Genomic DNA, 20,635 nt, shown 5'->3' with positions numbered 1-20,635 from the left:
ATCGCGTCCACTTTCGGCAGCCATTGGTTTCTTCTGCCTCTAACCTTGCCTGCCAGGATTGGTTCGCATGCTCTGCAAAAGCAAGGTGTGGCGGCCACGAGGTCATGGCTTTTTAGAGGCGGGAACAGTCGATGCGCGCTTTGGACATCCTGGAAAAGCTTGTCGGCTTTCCCTCGGTCGTTGGCACGCCCAACGGCAATATCGTCGAATGGATTGCGGACTATCTCAAATCCTTCGGGATCGCCGCGCATATCCTGCCGGGGCCTGAAGGTGACCGGGCCAATCTTTTTGCCACGATCGGTCCTGCCGACCACCCGGGCTACATTCTGTCCGGCCATATGGACGTGGTCCCGGCCGCCGAGGCCGGTTGGGACAGCGATCCCTTTTCGTTGAGGAACGAGAAAGGCCGGCTCTACGGACGCGGAACAAGCGATATGAAGGGGTTTTTGTCGACCGCTCTGGCAGCCGTGCCCGCGCTCCTCGCAAGTCCGCTTTCCCGCCCGGTCCACCTGGCCTTCTCCTACGACGAGGAAGCCGGCTGCCGGGGCGTGCCGCATCTTCTCGCACGGTTGCGGGACCTGTGTGCCCCTCCGCTGGGTGCGATCATCGGGGAGCCGAGCGGAATGCGCGCCATTATGGCCCACAAGGGAAAGGCGGCAGCCCGGGTGACGCTCAAGGGTCGTTCGGGCCACTCTTCCCGGCCTGATCTCGGCCTCAACGCGATCCACGCCATGACGGACGTGCAGCAGGCTGCGGTTGCCGCGGCCGTCGGTCTTTCCCGCGGACCGTTCGAGGCAGAATTCGAGCCACCCTACTCCTCTCTATCGATCGGCACGATCCGTGGCGGTCAGGCGGTCAACATCATACCCGAAATCTGCAGTCTTGAACTGGAAGCCCGTGCCATCTCTTCGGTCGATCCCGAAGCGCTGCTTGCCCCGGTGCGGGCGGTTACCGAAGCCTTGGCGATGAAGGGCTTCGATGTCGACTGGCAGGTTCTCAGCGCCTATCCGGCGCTGCTGCTGGCGCCAACCTCTCCCCTCGCCGGTCTTTTGCAAGATCTGACGGGCGCCGAGCCGCTGGCGGCTGTCAGCTACGGCACGGAGGCAGGTCTCTACCAGCGCGCCGGCATCGATGGGATCATCTGCGGGCCTGGCGACATCGCCCGCGCCCATAAACCCAATGAATTCATTCTGGCGAGCGAACTCGACGACTGCCAGGCCATGATTGAAGCGCTTGGTCGGCATTGCCGCGCAGAACTCCAATGAGCAGGAACGTATCCCGACCATGACATTCCTCTTCAATTCCGATGTGGCCCGCGGCCGGATTTTCCAGGATGCCTTTGCCCGGGAACTCCCCGACCTGCCGTTCTCCATGGATCCGGCGACGGTGGACCCCGAGCGGGTACGTTACCTCATGACCTGGACAGTGCCGGAAAACCTGGCGCGCTACCGCAATCTCGAAGTGCTGTTTTCGACCGGCGCCGGTATCGACCAGTTCCGCACCGCCAGTGTGCCTGACGACGTGAAGATCGTGCGCATGGTCGAAGAAGGCATCGTGCGGATGATGCAGGAATATGTGGTCCTCGGCGTCCTTTCGCTCCACCGCAACCTGGCCGCCTATCTGGCACAGCAGCAGGCGGAGGTCTGGAAGGTCCTGCCGCAGGCTCAGGCGGAAGAGCGCCGTATCGGCGTCCTGGGGCTTGGCAATCTCGGCCAGGCCGTGCTTGAGCGCCTGAAACCCTTCGGTTTTCCCTTGTCCGGCTGGAGTAGGTCCGCGCGCGCGATTGAAGGTGTCAGGTGTTTCTCAGGCGAGGACGATCTGAAGACCATGGTTGCCGAGACCGATGTGCTGATCTGCCTCCTGCCGCTGACCGACGAGACCCGCGGTTTTCTCGACGCGGAGCTTTTCGCCAGGTTGCCGGCGGGCGCTGGACTGGTTCATGTCGGACGTGGCCCCCAGCTCGACCAGGACGCGCTTCTCGCTGCCCTCGACAGCGGGCACCTATCCGGCGCCGTGATCGACGTCACCGACCCGGAACCCCTGCCGCCCGGCCATCCTATCTGGCGTCACCCACGCATCCTGCTGACCCCGCATATTGCCAGCATCACCCAGCCCCATACCGCCGCGCGCGCCGTCATCGACAATATCAAGCGGCTTCGCGCCGGGCTCGACCCGGCCGGCTTGATCGATCGGCAGCGCGGTTACTGAATCTTCAACCTCGAAAGGAATACCATGTCGCTTCTCAAGACCATCGAGCCTCACCCGTCCTTTGCACCGCGCGAAAACGCTCCCGCACCGGACCGGCTGATCTCGGGCGATCCGCAGTTCAAGACCTGGGCGCAGGACACAGCCCATGGCGAACTGGTGCATACCGGCGTCTGGGAAGCGACGCCCGGCGTCACACATTCGATCAAGGGCCAGACCTTCGAATTCTGCCACATCCTGTCCGGCGTCGTCGAACTCACCCCCGAAGGCGGCCAGCCCGTTGTCTACAAGGCAGGCGACAGTTTCGTCATGAAGCCGGGTTTCGTCGGCGTCTGGAAGACCATCGAGACCGTCCGCAAGATCTACGTCACCGTCACCCCTTGATAGGTGCGGCCGCAGCGCGGCAACCGCTTGCGGGCCGCTCCGCAGAATACGCCGTGATTGACCGCCAAAACGGATTTTTCCGCTGCGGCCCTTCGCTCTACCGGATCAAGCCGCTCCACCGATCCGGTAATATTGCCGTCCAGTGACCGGAGATAAGCCGATGAGCCTGAGTTTCGATCCCGACAGCCTGGCCCTGCCGATGGGACATTTCATCGGCGATCGCCTCGTGGCGGCCGAAGGCGTCATTGCAATGCACCGGCCGTCCGACGGCAAGGCTTATGCAGAGTGCCCCGTCGCCGATGCGGATCTCGTCGACCAGGCGGTGCAGACGGCGAAGGCGGCGCTGAAGCAAAGCAATTGGGGCGGCATCCGCCCGCGCGAGCGTGTGAAGGTGCTGCATCGCTGGGCCGATCTCATCGAACAGGACGCCGTGGCGCTTGCAAGGCTGGAGGCCGTCTCCTCCACCCGCCCGGTCGGCCACCTGGTCGAGGGCGACATCGCCGTCTCGGCCGAACAGATCCGCTTCTTCGCCGAATTCGCCGACAAGGAAGGCAGCGACCTGGTGCCGACCGACGACGGCAATCTCGGCATGATCATGACGGAACCCTATGGCGTCGTCGGCGCCATCACGCCCTGGAACTTCCCGATCAACATGGCCGTATGGAAACTCGGTCCGGCACTTGCCGCCGGCAATGCCGTCGTGCTGAAGCCGTCCGAGATGACGCCGTTTTCGACCATCCGCCTGGCGGAACTCGCCGTGCGCGCCGGCATCCCGGCCGGGTTGATCAACATCGTGCTCGGCGACGGCATGACCACCGGCAACGCCATCACCGGCCATCCCGATATCGCCAAAGTAAGCTTTACAGGCTCGACCCGCGCCGGCTCGGCGATCATGGAAAACATCGCCCGCACCGGCATCAAGCCGATGACGCTGGAACTTGGCGGCAAGAGCCCGCAGCTGGTTTTCGCCGATGCCGATATCGACCGGGCCGCGGCCGCGGTGACCGCCAGCATCACCAGCAATGCCGGTCAGGCATGTGTCGCCGGATCGCGCCTGATCGTCGAAAAAATCGTTGCCGCGCCGCTGATCGAGGCAATCTTGAAGAAAATGCAGGGGATCGTGCCCGGCCCGACCTGGGACGCGGCGAGCCAGTATTCGCCGATCATCTCCGACAGGCAGCGCCGGCGCATCGACGACATCATCGCGGCCTCCGTCGCAGCCGGGGCGGAATGCCTGACGGGCGGGCGCCCCATGGACGCTCCCGGATATTTCTACTCTCCGACCCTGGTCACCGGCGTCGACCAGACGTCGCCAGCGGTGATCGAGGAGATTTTTGGGCCCGTTCTGACGCTGCAGACGTTCGAGGATGAGGAAGAAGCCATGATGCTTGCCGATCATCCGAGCTACGGGCTTGCCGCCGGCCTGTTTACCAGCGACCTTTCGCGGGCGATCCGCCTTACCCGCCGGCTGCAGGCCGGCACCATCTGGGTCAATCGCTACGGCCGCTCGCGCGACCATATCCTGCCGACCGGCGGCTACAAGCAGTCCGGCATCGGCAAGGATCTAGGCCGGGAAGCCTTCCACGCCAATCGCAAGAGCAAGAGCGTCTTGATCAGTCTTTGAGGACGAAGAACATGAAATCATACCGGATTGCCCTGATCCCTGGCGACGGCATCGGCCGCGACATGACAGCGGCCGCATGGTCGGTGCTGCAGAAGGCCGCCAAAGCGCATGGCTTTGCGTTTGAGGCTACCGAATTTCCCTGGTCCTGCGCCTTCTACAAGGAAACCGGCGCAATGATGCCGGCCGACGGGATCGAAACGTTGCGCAGCTTCGACGCCATCCTGCTCGGTGCCGTCGGCTGGCCGGCAGAAGTGCCGGATTCCGTGTCGCTGCATGGCCTGCTGCTGCCGATCCGCAAGAGTTTCGTGCAATACGCCAACATCCGCCCCCACCGCCTGCTGGCCGGCGTCGAAGGACCGCTGAAGGCGACCGCCTTCGACATTCTTTGCATCCGCGAGAACACCGAGGGCGAATATTCCGGCGCAGGCGGCCGTATCCATCAGGGCACGGCCGACGAAGTTGCCGTCGAGACGTCGATCTTTACCCGCAAGGGCGTTGAGCGCATCCTGCGCTTTGCCTTCGAACAGGCCCGGTCGCGGCGCGGCAAGCTGGCCTCGGTGACCAAGTCGAACGCCCAGAAATATTCGATGGTGTTTTGGGACGACGTCACCCGGCAGCTTTCGGCGGAATATCCTGACGTCGAGGTTACCAGCTATCACATCGACGCCATGGCGGCGCGCATGGTGATGGCCCCGGAAACGCTCGACGTCGTGGTCGCTTCCAATCTGTTCGGCGATATCCTGACCGATCTCGGTGCGGCCATTCAGGGCGGCCTCGGTTTTGCCGCCTCGGCCAATATAAACCCGGAGCGCAATGCGCCCTCGATGTTCGAACCGGTGCATGGCTCGGCGCCCGACATCGCCCATCTCGGGATCGCCAACCCGATCGCCACGGTCTGGTCCGGCGCAATGATGCTCGATCATCTGGGTGAAAAGGATACGGCGAACGCCGTCATGACGGCGATCGAAACGGTCACGGCCAGCGGCATCGGCACGGTTCCCGGCAAGGACCGGACGGACACCATCACTGCGGCGCTGCTCGCCGCACTTTAAACATCGTATCGAGGATTGGACATATGCGGAATTTGAAGCTCCCCTCCCTGTTTCGGCAAGAAGGTTTGATCGGCGGCACCTGGGTCGGCGCCCGGTCCGGCAAGACCGTCGATGTTTTCGATCCGGCGAGCCAAGAGGTAATCGGCACCGTTCCCGACATGGGAGGCGACGAGACACGCGCGGCGATCGAGGCTGCCGAGAAGGCCTATCCGGCCTGGAAGAAGCGTACCCACGCAGAGCGCGCCGCCTTGCTTGAAACCTGGTACGGCCTGATGATCGAACATCTCGAAGATCTGGCGCTGATGCTGACCACCGAACAGGGTAAACCGCTCGACGAGGCGCGCGGTGAAATTCGTTACGGCGCCTCCTTCGTCAAGTGGTTTGCGGAAGAGGCACGCCGCATCGGCGGCCACACCATTCCCTCGCCGACGCCGGACCGCCGTATCATCGTCTTGAAGGAGCCGGTCGGCGTCTGCGGCATCATCACGCCCTGGAATTTTCCGAACGCGATGATCACCCGCAAGATCGCGCCGGCGCTCGCCGCCGGCTGTACCGTCGTGGTGAAACCTTCCGAATTCACCCCTTATTCGGCACTTGCGCTCGGGGTTCTCGCGGAAATGGCCGGCATTCCGGCAGGCGTCGTCAACATCGTCACCGGCATGCCGAAGGAAATCGGCAACGAGATCATGGCCAACACCACCGTGCGGAAAATCTCGTTTACCGGCTCCACGCCGGTCGGTTCGCTGCTGATGCGCGGCGCGGCCGACAGCATCAAGCGGCTGTCGCTCGAACTGGGCGGCAACGCTCCCTTCATCGTCTTTGATGATGCGGATATCGACCTTGCCATCGAAGGGGCGATTATTTCGAAATTCCGCAATGGCGGCCAGACCTGCGTCTGCGCCAACCGCATTCTCGTACAGGCGGGCATCTACGATCGTTTCGCCGAGAAGCTCACCGCCCGGGTGAATGCCATGAAGGTCGGCCCCGGAACCGAGCCGGGCGTTTCGATCGGCCCGATGATCAACGATGCCGCAATCGCCAAGATCAACCGCCATATCGAGGATGCGCTCGCCAAAGGCGCGACGATCGTCACGGCCAAGGCCGGTCTGCCGGCGGGTGGCCAATACACGGCTCCGATCGTGCTGACCGGAGCGACCACCGACATGCAGCTTGCCGGCGAAGAGACGTTCGGCCCGGTCGCGCCACTCTTCCGTTTCGAGACCGAGGAGGAAGCGCTCGCCATTGCCAACGGCACGCCCTTCGGACTTGCCGCCTATTTCTATACGGAAAGCCTGAAGCGGGCTTGGCGTGTCGGCGAGGCACTGGAATTCGGGATGGTCGGGCTGAATACCGGCCTGATTTCGACCGAGGTCGCCCCGTTCGGCGGCGTCAAGCAGTCGGGCCTGGGGCGCGAGGGTTCGCAGTTCGGGATCGAGGAATATCTGGAAGTGAAGGCCTTCCATATCGGCGGGCTCAACTGAGCCCGTTTCCGCACCCGGAAGCTTATCCAAAAAAGGTGGGGTTGCGGTCGCAACCCCACCTTTTTTGTTCTCAGCATGGCAAGAGTTCCGTTACTGGACCTTGTCGAGCATCTTGTAATAAAGCCCGACCAGCGGCAGGAACCACGGCTTGCCGAAATGACCCGGGACTGCCGGCCAGTCCAGCCCCTTGACCGGGTTTCTGTCAGGCCGGCCGAGGATTGCATCGGCGACCGTCATGCCGAGATGGGTTGCAAGCTGCGCACCATGGCCGGAATAACCCATCGCGTACCATAACCCGTCATGGAAGCCCGCCCGCGGGTAACGATCCTTGGTGATGTCCACCAGACCGCCCCAGCAATAGTCGATCTCCACATGGGATAGCTGCGGAAAGATGCGGGTCAGGCTGTCGCGAAGGATTGCGCCGCTTCTGGCATCCGAACGCTGGTCGGAGGTCGCCGAAAATCGAGCGCGGCCGCCAAAGATCAGCCGGTTGTCCGGCGACAGACGCCAGTAGTTGCCGATATTCATGCTATTGACGCAGGTGCGGTTGCCCGGCATCGTCGAGGCGACTTCCTGCTCCGAAAGCGGCCGCGTGGCGATGATGAAACTGCCGACGGCCATGATCCGCCGGCGGAAATAACCAAAATTCGGTGTCGTGTAGGCGCCGCTTGCCATCAGGACATTGTCGGCCGTGACCGAGCCTTTGGCAGTCTTCAGCACATGTCGGCCGCCCGATTTCGAAACATCGGTGACCGTCGCCTTCTCGACGATGACGGCACCGCGCCTTTTTGCCGCCTCAGCGAGGCCGACGACGTAGCGTCCCATATGCATCATGGCGCTTTTCTTCGACAGCATGGCGCCGTGGAAAGGTGAACCGATCTCTCGGGCGAGGTCTTGGGGCGACAGCAATGCCGTATCCGCATCGACCTCGGCGTGAACCGCCTCGAAATTCCGGGCAAGCCCTTCGAAATGCTGCGGCTTGGAAGCAAGCTTCAGTTTGCCGGCGCGGCGGAAGTTGCAGTCGAGGCCTTCCTCGGCGATGATTGCTTCCAGCGTGTCGATCGAGCTGTCGAGCGCCTTGTAAAGCGCGATCGCCCGCTCCTTGCCGAGCTCCTGCTTGGCCGAGAGATAGCTGTGGGCGAGGCCGTTGTTCAGGTGGCCACCGTTACGGCCGGACGCTCCGAAGCCGACCGTCTCCGCCTCCAGCACGATAACCTTCGCGCCGGCCATGGCGAGCTGCCGCGCCGCACCGAGCCCGGTAAAGCCGCCGCCGACCACGGCAACGTCGTAGTGACCTTCGATCGGCCCGTCGACGGCGCCCGTAAATCGGGGCGCCGTATCATGCCAGTAGGAGACATATTGCATCGGCTTCGGCCCTCCTTAGAGACCGACCACGCCCGGCAGGCCGGAAATGTCGGAGATTTCCACATAGCCATAGAAGGGGTTGGCCGGCTCGTGACCCCGGTTGACCCAGACCTTGTTCTTGATGCCGAGGTCATGCGCCGACATCAGGTCGTAACGGAAGGACGAGGAGCAATGAAGAATGTCCTCCGGGCCGCAGCCGAGCATATCGAACATGTATTCGAAGGCCTGAAAGCGCGGCTTGTAGGCGTTTGCCTGTTCCGCCGTATAGACGGCGTGGAACGGCGCGCCGAGCTTTGCGACGTTTGAGTGGATCTGGTCGTTCATCGCGTTCGAGAGGATGACGAGCGGGATTTCTTTGGCGACCTTGGCAAGACCGGCGGGCACATCCGCATGGGGACCCCATGTCGGCACGCGCTCGTAGACCATCCTGGCGTCTTCATCCTTGAAGGCGACGCCGTTCGCCTTGCAGCTGCGCTCCAGCGAGTTATGGACGACGTCCGCATAGGGTTTCCAGTCGCCCAGGATCTCGTCCAACCGGTAGGCTGCGAAATTCTTGATGAACTTCACCATGCGCGGCTCGTCGAGACGATCACCATAGAGGTCACGCGCAGCTTCGGCCATCTGGAAGTTGGTCAGCGTGCCGTAGCAGTCGAAGGTGATGTATTTCGGGCGGAACGTCGTCATGCGCTTGGTCCTTGCGTGATGGCCCATCGAGCCTTTCGGTTGACGACATGATCATAAGGCCGCTTATGGCAGCCGAGCCGACTGATTTCCCCCAATCCGAAGCAGAAAGTTTCGTATCGTGGCGCCGGTTTGGCATTTGGTTGCAGATCGTGGCCGGCGCGGCGGCCAACGACCAGGCTTTTTTCGACCCTGATTGCGGACGCGCGGCATAAGATGCGGTCCCATGCCGCCGGTTTGGCGAAAGATACCGCCGCCGGCCCCGCCTTCGGATAATCGTCCGGCCCCTTCCCCTCGAAACTCGAAGCTCAAAATGGAGAGCATTGTCGATGCAAGTCGGAGACATCGAAACCATACCTTTCGGCATCGAGCACCTGGATCGCGCCACCCACCTTTCGCGCGAAGCCGGCTGGCCGCACCGCCTGCAGGACTGGCAGGTCGCCCTGCATCTGAGCCAGGGCGTGGTCGCGTTGGACGAGACCGGCCAGGTAGTCGGCACGGCATTGATGACCCCCTACGGCGATGACTGCGCCACCATCAACATGGTGATCGTCGGAGCCAACATGCGTGGCCGTGGCGTCGGACGCCGCCTGATGGACGCAGTCCTTAGACTTGGTGGCGAGCGCCCGCTTCGGCTGATCGCCACCTCCGACGGCCTGCCGCTTTACGAAAAGCTGGGTTTCCGAAAGACTGGCGCCGTTTTCCAGCATCAGGGCACCGTCGGCGAGGTGTCGGCGCCCACCGACACCGAGACCGCCACGGCTGCCGATCTCTCCGAGATTACCGCCATCGATCGCGACGCCTTTGGCGCCTCCCGCTCGGCGCTGATCGCAAAATTTACCGAAATCGGCGCGTTCGCCTTGATCCGCCGCAATGGCAAGATCGCAGGCTTTGCCTGCATCAGGGCGTTCGGTCGCGGCGAGGTCGTCGGACCCGTCGTCGCGACGGATCTCGAGGATGCCAAGGCGCTCGTCAGCCATTTCATGAGCCGCCGGTCCGGTGCCTTCCTCAGGGTCGATACCGGCGATGCCGGCCTCGCCGCCTGGCTGGCCGAGCATTCGCTCACCCATGCGGGCGGCGGCATTGCAATGGCACGCCCGATCGTGGCCCGTCCCGCCACCTCGACATTCACCACCTTTGCCCTGGCCAACCAAGCCCTCGGCTGATCCGGAGACGACCATGCTCAGCAATTCGCTCATCGAACTCGATCGCGCCCATCTCGTCCATCCTGTCGCGTCCTATCGCGGCCATGAAAAACAGGGCGTGCGGGTGCTCGCCTCAGGCAAGGGCGCGACCGTCACCGACGCGCAAGGGCACCAGCTGATCGACGGCTTTGCCGGCCTCTGGTGCGTAAACGCCGGTTACGGGCATGAGTCGATCGTCGAGGCTGCGGCCCGTCAGATGCGGGAGCTTCCCTACGCGACCGCCTATTTCGGCCTCGGTTCCGAGCCGGCCATCCGGCTTGCCGCCGAGCTTGCCGACCGTGCGCCGGGCGATCTCGACCATGTCTACTTCACGCTTGGCGGCTCGGACGCCGTCGACAGCACGATCCGCTTCATCCGTTATTACTGGATTGCCAAGGGTCAGCCACAGCGCGATCAGTTCATCTCGATCGAGCAGGGTTACCACGGCTCCTCCACGGTCGGCGCCGGCCTGACGGCGCTGCCGAACTTCCATGCGGGCTTTGGCATTCCCTTCGACTGGCAGCACAAGATCCCCTCGCCTTACCCCTATCGCAACCCGGTCGGCGAGGACGCGAAATCGATCATCGAAGCCTCGCTTGCTGCCCTGAAAGCGAAAATCGAGGCGGTCGGCGCCGATCGCGTGGCGGCCTTTTATGCAGAGCCGATCCAGGGTTCCGGCGGCGTCATCGTTCCGCCCAAGGGCTGGATGAAGGCGATCCGCAACCTCTGCAAGGAATACGGTATCCTGTTCGTCGCCGACGAGGTGATTACCGGCTTCGGCCGCACCGGACCGCTGTTTGCCTGCAGCGAGGATGACATCGTCCCGGATTTCATGACGACGGCCAAGGGCCTGACCTCGGGTTATGTTCCGATGGGCGCCGTGCTCATGGCGGATCATGTCTACCAGGTGATCGCCGATGGCGCCGGTGCCTCGGCGGTCGGGCACGGTTACACCTATTCGGCCCACCCTGTCAGCGCCGCCGTGGGTCTGGAAGTGCTGAGGCTCTACGAAGGCGGGCTGCTCGAAAACGGCATCAAGGCCGGCGCGCGGCTCATGGCAGGTCTCGAAAGCCTCAAGTCCCACCCGCTGGTCGGCGATGTCCGGGGTCGCGGCATGCTGGCGGCCATCGAGCTGGTGACCGACAAGGCCGCCAAGACACCGCTTCCGGCCGAAGCCGCGCCGGCCCGCCGGGTGTTCGATCGCGCCTGGGACAATGGACTGGTGATCCGGGCCTTTGCGAACGGCGTCATTGGATATGCCCCGCCGCTCTGCTGCACGGAGGCGGATATCGACGCGATTATCGAACGTACCGCAAAGACCCTGGATCAGACCCTGGAAGATCCCGATGTCCGCCGCGCGGTGAAGGGTTGACCTGAGCCTCGGTGCTGCCGGCGGAAATATCGTCGGCAGCCCGTTTTCGAAATTTTGTGCCGAGCGGCCCTACCGATTCGGCGAAAACCGTTCCCCCGAACTGTCACTATTGTCGCTAACGAGGGCCTTGACGCCCCTAAAATCCGGGATTTTTGCTAGAAAAAGGTCCAGGTTGGGAACAGCATATTCTTTCGCAGACGGCGCTCCGCCAGCAGCATCAACTGGGGATATGGAATTGACGAAAGCTCTTCCGGAATTCAAGTACATGACCTTCGACGTGGTCGGCACGCTCATCGATTTCGAGGGCGGTCTGACGTCCTGCCTGCAGGGCATCGCCGCCGAAGCCGATGTCGCCATCGACAGCGAAGAGGCGCTTTCCCTGTATCGCGCCGCCCGGTATTCCGGAGACGCCGATCTTTTCCCCGACGACCTGGTGCGCGTCTATCTTGCGATTGCGCCGAAGCTCGGGCTGCCGGCCGAGGAGGCCTATGGCATTCGCCTGCGCGATTCCGCCAAGATCTGGAAGGCTTTCCCCGACAGTGCCGCGGCGATGGCAGAGCTTGGCCGGCGTTATCGCCTGATCGCCATGACCAATGCGCGCCGCTGGGCTTTCGACTATTTCGCGATGGCGCTCGGCAATCCATTTTATGCCGCCTTCACCGCCGACGACACCGGTACGGAAAAGCCCGATCCGGCCTTCTTCCACAAGGTGTTCGACTTCGTTGCAAAGGATGGGGGCGACAAGAGCGACGTCCTGCATGTCGCCCAGAGCCAGTATCACGACATTGGCGTTTCCCGCGATCTCGGCATGACCAATTGCTGGATCCAGCGTCGACATGCGCAGCCTGGCTATGGCGGCACGATCGAGCCGTCGCGGTTCACCGAACCCGACTATCATTTCACGTCCATGGCCGGATTGGCCGAGGCTGTGAGGACCGCGCACGACAACTGACAGAATTCACGATTTTCAAGCATCGGGCCAAAACCACGGAAGATGGGTTGCCCGCCAACCAGCGAAAAGGGGAATGACATGAACGACAAGATCACGAACTGGACGACGTCCGACGACGCCATGATCGAGAACGCCATCCGCCGGGGCGCAAGCCGCCGCGAACTGCTGACGATGATGCTGGCAGGTGGCGTTGCGCTTTCCGCAGGTGGCCTGATCCTCGGCCGCGCTTCCAGCGCGGTGGCTGCCACCCCGAAGTCGGGCGGGCATTTGAAGGCGGCCGGCTGGTCGTCGTCGACCGCCGATACACTCGACCCGGCCAAGGCGTCGCTGTCGACCGACTACGTCCGCTGTTGCGCAATCTACAACCGCCTGACCTTCCTTGACAAGGGCGGCACCGTTCAGATGGAACTCGCCGAAAGCATCAAGAGCGGAGACGCCAAGGTCTGGACCGTCAAGCTTCGCTCCGGCGTCACCTTCCACGACGGCAAGTCGCTGTCGTCGAAAGACGTGGTCTTTTCGCTGAAGCGGCATCTCGATCCTGCCGTCGGCTCCAAGGTCAACGCGATCGCCAAACAGATCACCGACGTCAAGGATCTCGACTCGCTGACGGTCGAGATTACCCTGGCCAGCCCGAATGCCGACTTGCCGACCATCCTGTCGCAGCACCATTTCATGATCGTGCAGGACGGGACGACCGACTTTTCGAAGGGCATCGGTACCGGCGCGTTCAAGATGGAGACCTTCCAGCCGGGCGTCAAATCGATCTTCACCAAGAACCCCAACTACTTCAAGGCTGGCGGTCCCAACGTGGATTCGTTCGAGTTCTTCGCCATCAGCGACGACAACGCACGCGTCAACGCCCTGCTTTCGGGAGATATCCACCTCGCGGCATCGATCAAGCCGCGCACGATGAAGCTGGTGGAAAGCCAGCCCGGCTTCGTGCTGTCGCAGACCACGTCGGGCAACTATACCGACCTCAACATCCGTCTCGATCTCGCCCCCGGCAACAAGGCCGATTTCGCCGCCGGCATGAAGTATCTGATCAACCGGCAGCAGATTCAGAAATCCGTTTTGCGCGGCCTTGCCGAGATCGCAAACGACCAGCCGGTCTCGCCGGCCAGCGTCTATCATAATGCCGACCTCAAACCGAAAGCCTACGATCCGGACAAGGCGAAGTTCCATTTCCAGAAGGCCGGCCTGCTCGGCCAGTCCATCCCGATGATCACGTCGGAAGCGGCGACCTCGGCGGTTGAAATGGCGACGATCGTCCAGCAGTCGGGCTCGGAGATCGGCATGAAGTTCGACGTTCAGCGCGTTCCTTCCGACGGCTACTGGTCGAATTACTGGCTGAAGGCACCGGTTCACTTCGGCAATATCAACCCGCGGCCGACGCCGGACATCCTGTTTTCGCTTCTCTACGCCTCCAACGCACCGTGGAATGAAAGCCAGTACAAGTCGGAGAAATTCGATAATATGCTCGTCGAGGCGCGCGGTCTTCTCGACGAGGCCAAGCGCAAGGAAATCTACGGCCAGATGCAGGTGATGATTTCCGAGGAAGCCGGTACGGTCATCCCGGTCTACATTTCGAACGTGGATGCGATCTCGTCGAAATTGAAGGGGCTTGAAGCCAACCCGCTCGGCGGCATGATGGGTTACGCCTTTGCCGAATACGTCTGGCTCGACGCCTGAGGCTGATCCCTGGCGGCAGGAGCGCTGTCTTCTGCCGCCGTGGTTGCGCCTGATAGCGCTGTCCTGGTCCGTCCACGGATGGTGCCGGCTATCTCGAACTTTTCAGGCAAGGAAACCCCATTGCGCACCTATGTCCTTGGACTCATCACGAACCGGCTCGGCAGTTCGGCGCTGACGCTGCTGATCGTGTCCTTTGCGGTCTTTTTCGCAACGGCAATGCTGCCGGGCGATACCGCCACGATCCTGCTCGGTCAGGCCGCGACGCCGGAAGCCGTTGCCGGTCTCAGGGCCGCGATGCATCTCGACGAACCTGCCCTCCTCCGCTTCGGGCGATGGCTCATCGGCCTGTTGCAGGGAGACCTGGGGATATCCTATGTCAACAACGTGCCGGTGGCAGAGCTGATCGGGGCGCGGTTCGTCAACACGATGCGCCTTGCCGGCATCGTCACGCTTTTTGCGGTTCCCCTGTCGCTGACGCTTGGCATCACCGCCGCCATGTTTCGCGGCTCGGTCTACGACCGTATCGTGACAATCCTGACGATCGGCATCATCTCGGTACCCGAGTTCATGATCGCGACCTCGGCCGTGCTCCTGTTCTCCGTCTATCTCAAATGGCTGCCGGCGCTTTCTTTCGCCAGCGACGTCACGTCCTTCTGGCAGGTGCTGAGGATCTACGCCATGCCGGTCGTCACGCTCACCTTCGTCGTCTCGGCCCAGATGATCCGCATGACCCGCGCCGCCGTCATCGATACGATCAACACGCCCTATGTGGAGGCCGCGATCCTCAAGGGCGCGTCACGCCGGCGCGCCGTCCTGCTGCACGCACTGCCGAACGCGGTCGGCCCGATCGCCAATGCGATTGCGCTCGCGCTCTCCTACCTGGTCGGCGGCGTCATCATCGTCGAGACGATCTTCAACTACCCGGGCGTCGCAAAGCTGATGGTCGACGGCGTTTCCACCCGGGATCTCCCGCTCATTCAATCCTGCGCCATCATTTTCTGCGTCGGCTACCTCGCACTCATCACGTTCGCCGACATTGTTGCAATCCTGGCCAATCCGAGGGTGCGCTGACCATGACGACTTCCACGACGCTGCCCCGCAGAGTGAGCTATCGTTTCAGCTGGGTTGGAATGATCGGCTTTGCGATCATTCTCTTCTGGGCGGTGATCGCCCTTCTCGCGCCCCACATCACCCCCTATCCCGTTGGCGAGATCATCGACGAAGACTATTTCGGCCCAATCAGCAGCAAACTGCTTCTCGGCTCCGACTACCTGGGCCGGGACATGTTATCGCGCATCATCATGGGCGCCCGCTATACGGTCGGCATCTCGCTTGCCGCCGTCTGCCTCGCGTGTTTCAGCGGTGCGGCGCTCGGCATGGCAGCCGCCGTTATCGGTGGCTGGTTCGATACGCTGCTGAGCCGCCTGCTCGATGCCCTCAACTCAATTCCGAGCAAGCTTTCGGGTCTGGTCGTTGCTGCCGCAGTCGGGTCGTCGCTCCCCGTTCTGATCCTCATGCTGGCCGTGATCTACACACCCGGCGCCTATCGGTTTGCCCGGTCGCTTGCCGTAAACGTCAATACGATGGATTACATCACGGTTGCCCGGACCCGTGGCGAGGGCATCCCTTATGTCGTCTTTTCGGAAATCCTGCCGAACATCACCGGGCCGCTGCTTGCCGATTTCGGCATCCGCTTCGTGTTCGTCGTCCTCCTTCTCTCCGGGCTTTCCTTCCTCGGTCTCGGCGTCCAGCCGCCCTATGCGGATTGGGGAGCACTGGTTCACGAGAATATCGGCGGCCTGCCATTCGGGGCGCCCGCCGTCATCGTCCCGTCGCTGGCAATTGCGAGCCTCACCATCAGCGTCAACCTGCTGATCGACAATTTGCCCAAGAAGATACGCGATCGGAGCACGTGAATGGAAAATCTCGTTGAAATTCGCGATCTGAGGGTAGAGGCAACGACCGATGCGGGCCGCCGCATCGAGATTATCAAGGGCATCGATCTCGATGTCGCGCCGGGCGAAATCGTCGCCCTGATCGGAGAAAGCGGATCGGGAAAGACGACGATCGCGCTGACGATCATGGGCTATGCCCGTCCCGGCTGTCGGATCTCGAGCGGCAGCGTCACAGTGGCCGGCAAGGACATGGTGACGCTGAGCGAGCGTCAGCGCGCACGTGTGCGCGGCCTCGAGGTCTCCTATGTGCCGCAGTCCGCCGCAGCCGCGTTCAACCCGTCGAAGCGCATCATCGATCAGGTCGTCGAAGTGACGCGCATTCATCGGCTGATGCCGCTGGCACAGGCTAGGGAGAAGGCGATTTCCCTGTTCAGGGCGCTTTCGCTGCCCAATCCCGAGGAGATCGGCAACCGTTATCCGCACCAGGTTTCCGGTGGCCAGTTGCAGCGGCTTGCCGCCGCGATGGCCCTTATCGCCGATCCGAAGCTCGTCATCTTCGACGAGCCGACCACCGCGCTCGACGTGACCACCCAGATCGAGGTGTTGCGGGCCTTCAAGGCGGTGATGAAGAAAAGCGGCATTGCCGGCGTCTATGTGTCCCACGATCTGGCGGTCGTCGCACAGATTGCCGATCGCATCGTCGTGCTGCGTGGCGGCGATGTGCAGGAAGTCGGCAGCACTGCCGATATCCTGTCCGATGCCAAGCATCCCTATACGCGCGAGCTGCTGTCGGCCTTTGAACCGAAGTCTCGCGGCGAAAGCGTCGTTGTTGCAGCGCCGGAACACGCGCCGCTCCTGAAGGTCAATGGCCTGATTGCCGGATACGGCCCGGTCCAAGCCGACGGTCTGCCGCTCGTCAAGGCCGTGCAGGAGGCAAGCCTTTCCCTCGAACGAGGCCGCAATCTCGGCATCATCGGCGAATCCGGCTGCGGCAAGTCCACGCTTGCTCGCTCGATTGCCGGTATCCTGCCCGCATCAGCCGGTCAACTGATCCTCGACGGGCACGAACTTGCCCGCTCCGCCCGGCAGAGAAGCCGGGAGCAGTTGCGCGAGTTGCAGATCGTCTTCCAGCATGCGGACACCTCGCTCAATCCGGCGAAAACGATCGAGGAAATTCTCGGGCGGCCGCTGAAATTCTACCACGGCATGAAAGGCAAGGTCCGGGATGCCCGGATCGACGAGCTTCTCGACATGGTCCGCCTGCCGAAAACGCTTCGCAGCCGAACCCCCGCCGAGCTTTCAGGCGGTCAGAAACAGCGCGTCAATTTTGCCCGGGCGCTCGCCGCCGAGCCGAAACTGATCGTCTGCGACGAGATCACCTCTGCCCTCGACACCGTCGTTGCGGCGGCGGTCATCGATCTCCTGAAGGAAATGCAGCGGGAGCTTTCCCTCTCTTACATCTTCATCAGCCACGATCTGTCGGTTGTCGAAGCGATCTGCGACGAGATCGTCGTGATGTATAACGGCCGCAAGGTCGAGGAAATCACGCCTGCGATCTCGAAGGTCCCGCAGCACCCCTATTCGAAACTGCTGTTCTCGTCCGTGCCGAAGCTCGATCCGAGCTGGCTCGATCGCCTGGAGCGTGATCCGGAACTCGTCAAAACCTATGTGCACGGCTGAGGCGGCAATTGCCGTCTCACGTCCGTAGACAATTCGGCTTGGACCGTACGCGGCTATACCCGGAACAGGCTGATGAGCGGCATATGGGCTTTGACGATCGGTGACTTCAGGACAACGAAGCTGAAATATTTGTCGATGCCGATATCCATATCGGTCAGCCGTTCCATGATCGTCTGATATTCGCCGATACCGGCGGTGACGAACTTGAGCATATAGTCGTACCCGCCCGACACCAGGTGGCATTCTATCACCTGGTCGACTTTTTCCACGGCCGCGAGAAAACGCGCGAAGTCGATCTGCCGATGGTTTTTGAGCGTGACCTCGGTGAAGACCGTCAGGGTCTGGCCAAGCTTGCCGATGTTGATCTGGGCCGAATAACCTTCGATATAACCTTCCTGCTGAAGTTTCTTGACGCGCATCAGGCAGGGACTGGGTGAAAGATTGACCAGCTCGGCTAGCTCGACATTTGTGATGCGACCGTTCTTCTGCAACTCGTAGAGGATCTTGATGTCGATACGATCGAGCTTCACGTGAGGACACCTCCCAAGGGCAGCGGCATTTTATGCCGCAGATTTCCGAGATCGACTTTAACGCATTGGCTTGTCTTGTCTATTCCATTCTGCGCACGAACAGCCAGCACAATAAGTTGCATCATCGGCCATGAGCGGAATCTTGTGCGGTTCAAGCGGCGTGTGCAGTAACCTCGACGCGGGCTGCACCATTATGCTGGCGCACCGACCCGTTTGCGCCAGGAGATCGATTGTCATGCCAGCACCGCTCACGCTTGTCGAAACCGACGCCCGACTGCCGCATTCCGCCGACGCGGTCGTCATCGGTGCCGGTATCGTCGGCGTCTTCACGGCTTATTATCTCGCCGGACGCGGCCTGAAAGTGGTGCTCATCGAAAAGGGGCGTGTCGGCGCCGAGCAGTCGAGCCGCAATTGGGGCTGGTGCCGGCAGCAGAACCGCGATGCGCGCGAACTTCCGATGGCGACCAAAAGCCTCGACCTGTGGGAACGCTTTGCCGCCGAGACCGGCGAGGATACCGGCTTCCGGCGCTGCGGTCTCCTCTATCTCAGCGACAACGAGGAAGAGCTGGCAGGCTGGGCCCGCTGGCGGGATTTCGCCCGCACGGTGGGCGTCACCACCCACATGCTCGACAGTGCCGAGGCAAGCGAGCGCGGCAAGGCGACGCGACGCAGCTGGAAAGGCGGCGTGTACTCGCCGACGGACGGGACCGCCGACCCCGCCAATGCCGCCCCGGCAGTCGCCCGCGCGATCGTAAAGCTGGGCGGGGCGGTGCTCCAGAACTGCGCGGCGCGCGGCATTGAGATGGAAGGCGGCAGGCTCTCGGGCGTCGTAACCGAACACGGCACGATCCGGACCAAGGTCGCAATTCTGGCCGGCGGCGCCTGGGCGTCGTCCTTCTGCCGCCAGCTCGGCATTCGTTTCCCGCAGGCCTCGACCCGCTCCTCCATTCTCTCCGTCGGTCCCGGTGACGGGAACCTGCCGGATGCGCTCCACACAGCCCGCGTCTCGGTGACTCGCCGGGGTGACGGCGGCCACACGCTCGCCATCAGCGGGCGCGGACGCATCGACCTGACGGCCCAGAACATGCGTTTCGCGGCGCAGTTCCTGCCGATGTTCATGCGCCGCTGGCGCAGCCTGTCACCCGGCGGTCTTGAAGGTCTGCGCAGCGGTCATGAAAGCCTGGCCCGCTGGCGGCTGGACCGGCCGACGCCGATGGAGCATATGCGCATCCTCGATCCGGCCGTCGACGCCAGCACGATCAAGCTGACCTATGAGCGCGCCGTCGAACTGCTGCCGGCGCTCGGCGGGCGCCGCATCACTGCCAGCTGGGCCGGCTATATCGACTCGACCCCGGACGGGGTTCCGGCGATCGGCGAAGTCGCGAGTGTTCCGGGCTTCATTCTGGCCGCGGGGTTCAGCGGCCACGGTTTTGGTATCGGACCCGGCGCCGGCCACCTGATCGCCGACATCGTCACCGCCGCCAACCAGATCGTCGATCCGCTACCCTATCATCCGAAACGTTTTCAAACCTCCGCCTGGGGCAAGGTGGCGGATTTCTGATCCTGGGGCCTATAGACTAGAGTGAAACCCGCGAACCAAAGGACACGGTGAACCGGATGCAGGCACGCCAGCTCGAGGTATTCTGCATGCTCATGCGGACCGGGACGGTGACCGGGGCTGCGGCGATGCTCAACATATCGCAGCCGGCGCTCAGCCAGATCCTGCTGCATGCCGAGGACCAGCTGGGCTTCAAGCTCTTCAACCGGGTCCGCGGAAAGCTGGTTCCGACCCGGGAGGCCGAAGAGCTTTATCCGGAGTGCGAACGGATTTTTTCCGAACTCGGCGCCCTTCGCCGCCGCACCACGGACATGCGTTTCGGCCGCACCGGACTGATCCGGGTCGCCGCGTCGGCACCCCCGGCGATGGCGATCGTCCCCAAGGCGCTCCTGTCGTTCCGTGCGGCCCATCCCGATATCGTCGTGCGCTCGCTGATCGCCCCATTGGTCAACGTCGTCGACATGATCCGCGACGGTGATGCGCCGCTCGGAATCGTGATGAACAACACGGCCCGTCCGGGCATCGAGGTGGAGACACTCGGGCACACGCAGCTTGTCTGCATCGTCCCTGAACACCATCGGCTGGCCGAATTGGATCAAATCGGCTTTGCCGACCTGCAGGACGAAACTTTGATCTCCTACCGGGCCGGCACACTGCCGGGCCGCCTACTGGTCAGCGCCGCGGCCGCGGAAATGCAGATATTCAACCCGGCGATCGAGATCGATATCTCGATTACCGCCCTCCCCTTCGTCCGCGACCGCTTTGGTGTCGCAATCGTCGATGGGCTCCTGCCATGGCAGCAGTTCCCCGGCCTTGTCCTCAGGCAGCTGCGGCAGAAGATTTCCGTGCCGATTGCCCTGCTCACCAGCCGGGACCGGCCTTTGACGGGAAGCCATCTCGCCATGCGCGACGATCTGCGCGAAGCCTGTGCCAGCGTCCTGAAGGCAAGCGGCCTGGAATCGTAAACCTCCTAGCCAAACCGA

The 20,635-nt window shown here is 62.6% G+C and carries 18 protein-coding genes; 15 read left to right on the top strand and 3 right to left on the bottom strand.

Going from position 1 to position 20,635, the window contains the following annotated elements:
* The first annotated feature begins 131 nt into the window (after positions 1-131).
* From argE to C5J24_RS24090, 6 genes are all read left to right on the top strand, one after another.
* Positions 132-1,265, top strand: coding sequence for an acetylornithine deacetylase (gene argE, locus C5J24_RS24115; RefSeq protein WP_105421521.1), 1,134 nt, complete (start codon positions 132-134; stop codon positions 1,263-1,265).
* A gap of 19 nt (positions 1,266-1,284) precedes the next feature.
* Positions 1,285-2,208, top strand: a complete 924-nt coding sequence (locus C5J24_RS24110; RefSeq protein WP_105421693.1) for a glyoxylate/hydroxypyruvate reductase A — start codon at positions 1,285-1,287, stop codon at positions 2,206-2,208.
* A gap of 24 nt (positions 2,209-2,232) precedes the next feature.
* The gene (locus C5J24_RS24105; protein ID WP_105421519.1) at positions 2,233-2,589 is read left to right on the top strand and encodes a cupin domain-containing protein; all 357 of its coding nucleotides are present in this window, start codon (positions 2,233-2,235) and stop codon (positions 2,587-2,589) included.
* Positions 2,590-2,749: 160 nt separating this feature from the next.
* A complete protein-coding gene (locus C5J24_RS24100; protein ID WP_105421517.1) occupies positions 2,750-4,213 on the top strand; it encodes an aldehyde dehydrogenase in 1,464 nt (487 codons plus the stop codon).
* Positions 4,214-4,224: 11 nt separating this feature from the next.
* Positions 4,225-5,265, top strand: coding sequence for a tartrate dehydrogenase (locus C5J24_RS24095; RefSeq protein ID WP_105421515.1), 1,041 nt, complete (start codon positions 4,225-4,227; stop codon positions 5,263-5,265).
* A 23-nt stretch (positions 5,266-5,288) separates the two neighbouring features.
* Positions 5,289-6,746 (top strand): NAD-dependent succinate-semialdehyde dehydrogenase, encoded by a 1,458-nt coding sequence (locus tag C5J24_RS24090; protein WP_105421513.1) that lies wholly within the window; start codon positions 5,289-5,291, stop codon positions 6,744-6,746.
* A 90-nt stretch (positions 6,747-6,836) separates the two neighbouring features.
* On the opposite strand, the gene C5J24_RS24085 is transcribed toward C5J24_RS24090, so the two are convergent.
* Both C5J24_RS24085 and C5J24_RS24080 read right to left on the bottom strand, forming a co-directional pair.
* Positions 6,837-8,111, bottom strand: coding sequence for an FAD-binding oxidoreductase (locus C5J24_RS24085; protein ID WP_105421510.1), 1,275 nt, complete (start codon positions 8,109-8,111; stop codon positions 6,837-6,839).
* Positions 8,112-8,126: 15 nt separating this feature from the next.
* A complete protein-coding gene (locus C5J24_RS24080; RefSeq protein WP_105421692.1) occupies positions 8,127-8,795 on the bottom strand; it encodes a haloacid dehalogenase type II in 669 nt (222 codons plus the stop codon).
* 326 nt (positions 8,796-9,121) lie between these two features.
* On the opposite strand from C5J24_RS24080, the gene C5J24_RS24075 reads away from it, so the two are divergent.
* The 7 genes from C5J24_RS24075 (at position 9,122) to C5J24_RS24045 (ending at position 17,564) form a co-directional block, all read left to right on the top strand.
* The gene (locus C5J24_RS24075; RefSeq protein ID WP_105421508.1) at positions 9,122-9,958 is read left to right on the top strand and encodes a GNAT family N-acetyltransferase; all 837 of its coding nucleotides are present in this window, start codon (positions 9,122-9,124) and stop codon (positions 9,956-9,958) included.
* A gap of 13 nt (positions 9,959-9,971) precedes the next feature.
* Positions 9,972-11,348: an aspartate aminotransferase family protein gene (locus C5J24_RS24070; protein ID WP_105421506.1), complete on the top strand. Its 1,377-nt coding sequence runs from the start codon at positions 9,972-9,974 to the stop codon at positions 11,346-11,348.
* A 235-nt stretch (positions 11,349-11,583) separates the two neighbouring features.
* Positions 11,584-12,300 (top strand): HAD-IA family hydrolase, encoded by a 717-nt coding sequence (locus C5J24_RS24065; RefSeq protein WP_172724123.1) that lies wholly within the window; start codon positions 11,584-11,586, stop codon positions 12,298-12,300.
* Between the two features lie 78 nt (positions 12,301-12,378).
* Positions 12,379-13,989 carry an ABC transporter substrate-binding protein gene (locus C5J24_RS24060; protein ID WP_105421502.1) on the top strand — a complete coding sequence of 537 codons (1,611 nt, stop codon included), beginning with the start codon at positions 12,379-12,381 and terminating at the stop codon, positions 13,987-13,989.
* A 78-nt stretch (positions 13,990-14,067) separates the two neighbouring features.
* Positions 14,068-15,060 carry an ABC transporter permease gene (locus tag C5J24_RS24055; RefSeq protein ID WP_371674798.1) on the top strand — a complete coding sequence of 331 codons (993 nt, stop codon included), beginning with the start codon at positions 14,068-14,070 and terminating at the stop codon, positions 15,058-15,060.
* The gene (locus tag C5J24_RS24050; protein WP_105421691.1) at positions 15,057-15,905 is read left to right on the top strand and encodes an ABC transporter permease; all 849 of its coding nucleotides are present in this window, start codon (positions 15,057-15,059) and stop codon (positions 15,903-15,905) included. Before C5J24_RS24055 ends, C5J24_RS24050 begins: the two co-directional genes overlap by 4 nt.
* Positions 15,906-17,564: an ABC transporter ATP-binding protein gene (locus tag C5J24_RS24045; protein ID WP_105421498.1), complete on the top strand. Its 1,659-nt coding sequence runs from the start codon at positions 15,906-15,908 to the stop codon at positions 17,562-17,564. It begins immediately after the preceding gene.
* 53 nt (positions 17,565-17,617) lie between these two features.
* Here the strand turns inward: C5J24_RS24045 and C5J24_RS24040 are convergent, their stop codons facing one another.
* Complete coding sequence (locus tag C5J24_RS24040) at positions 17,618-18,094, bottom strand: Lrp/AsnC family transcriptional regulator (RefSeq protein WP_037086105.1); 477 nt, start codon at positions 18,092-18,094, stop codon at positions 17,618-17,620.
* 235 nt (positions 18,095-18,329) lie between these two features.
* Between C5J24_RS24040 and C5J24_RS24035 the strand changes: the two genes are divergently transcribed.
* Complete coding sequence (locus tag C5J24_RS24035) at positions 18,330-19,655, top strand: FAD-binding oxidoreductase (RefSeq protein WP_105421496.1); 1,326 nt, start codon at positions 18,330-18,332, stop codon at positions 19,653-19,655.
* A 56-nt stretch (positions 19,656-19,711) separates the two neighbouring features.
* Complete coding sequence (locus C5J24_RS24030; protein WP_105421494.1) at positions 19,712-20,617, top strand: LysR family transcriptional regulator; 906 nt, start codon at positions 19,712-19,714, stop codon at positions 20,615-20,617.
* Positions 20,618-20,635 lie beyond the last annotated feature (18 nt).

The organism is Neorhizobium sp. T25_27 (genome assembly GCF_002968565.1).
GTDB lineage: Bacteria > Pseudomonadota > Alphaproteobacteria > Rhizobiales > Rhizobiaceae > Neorhizobium > Neorhizobium tomejilense.
Note: the sequence above shows the minus strand (reverse complement) of the source record. Positions and strands in the feature narration are given on the sequence as shown.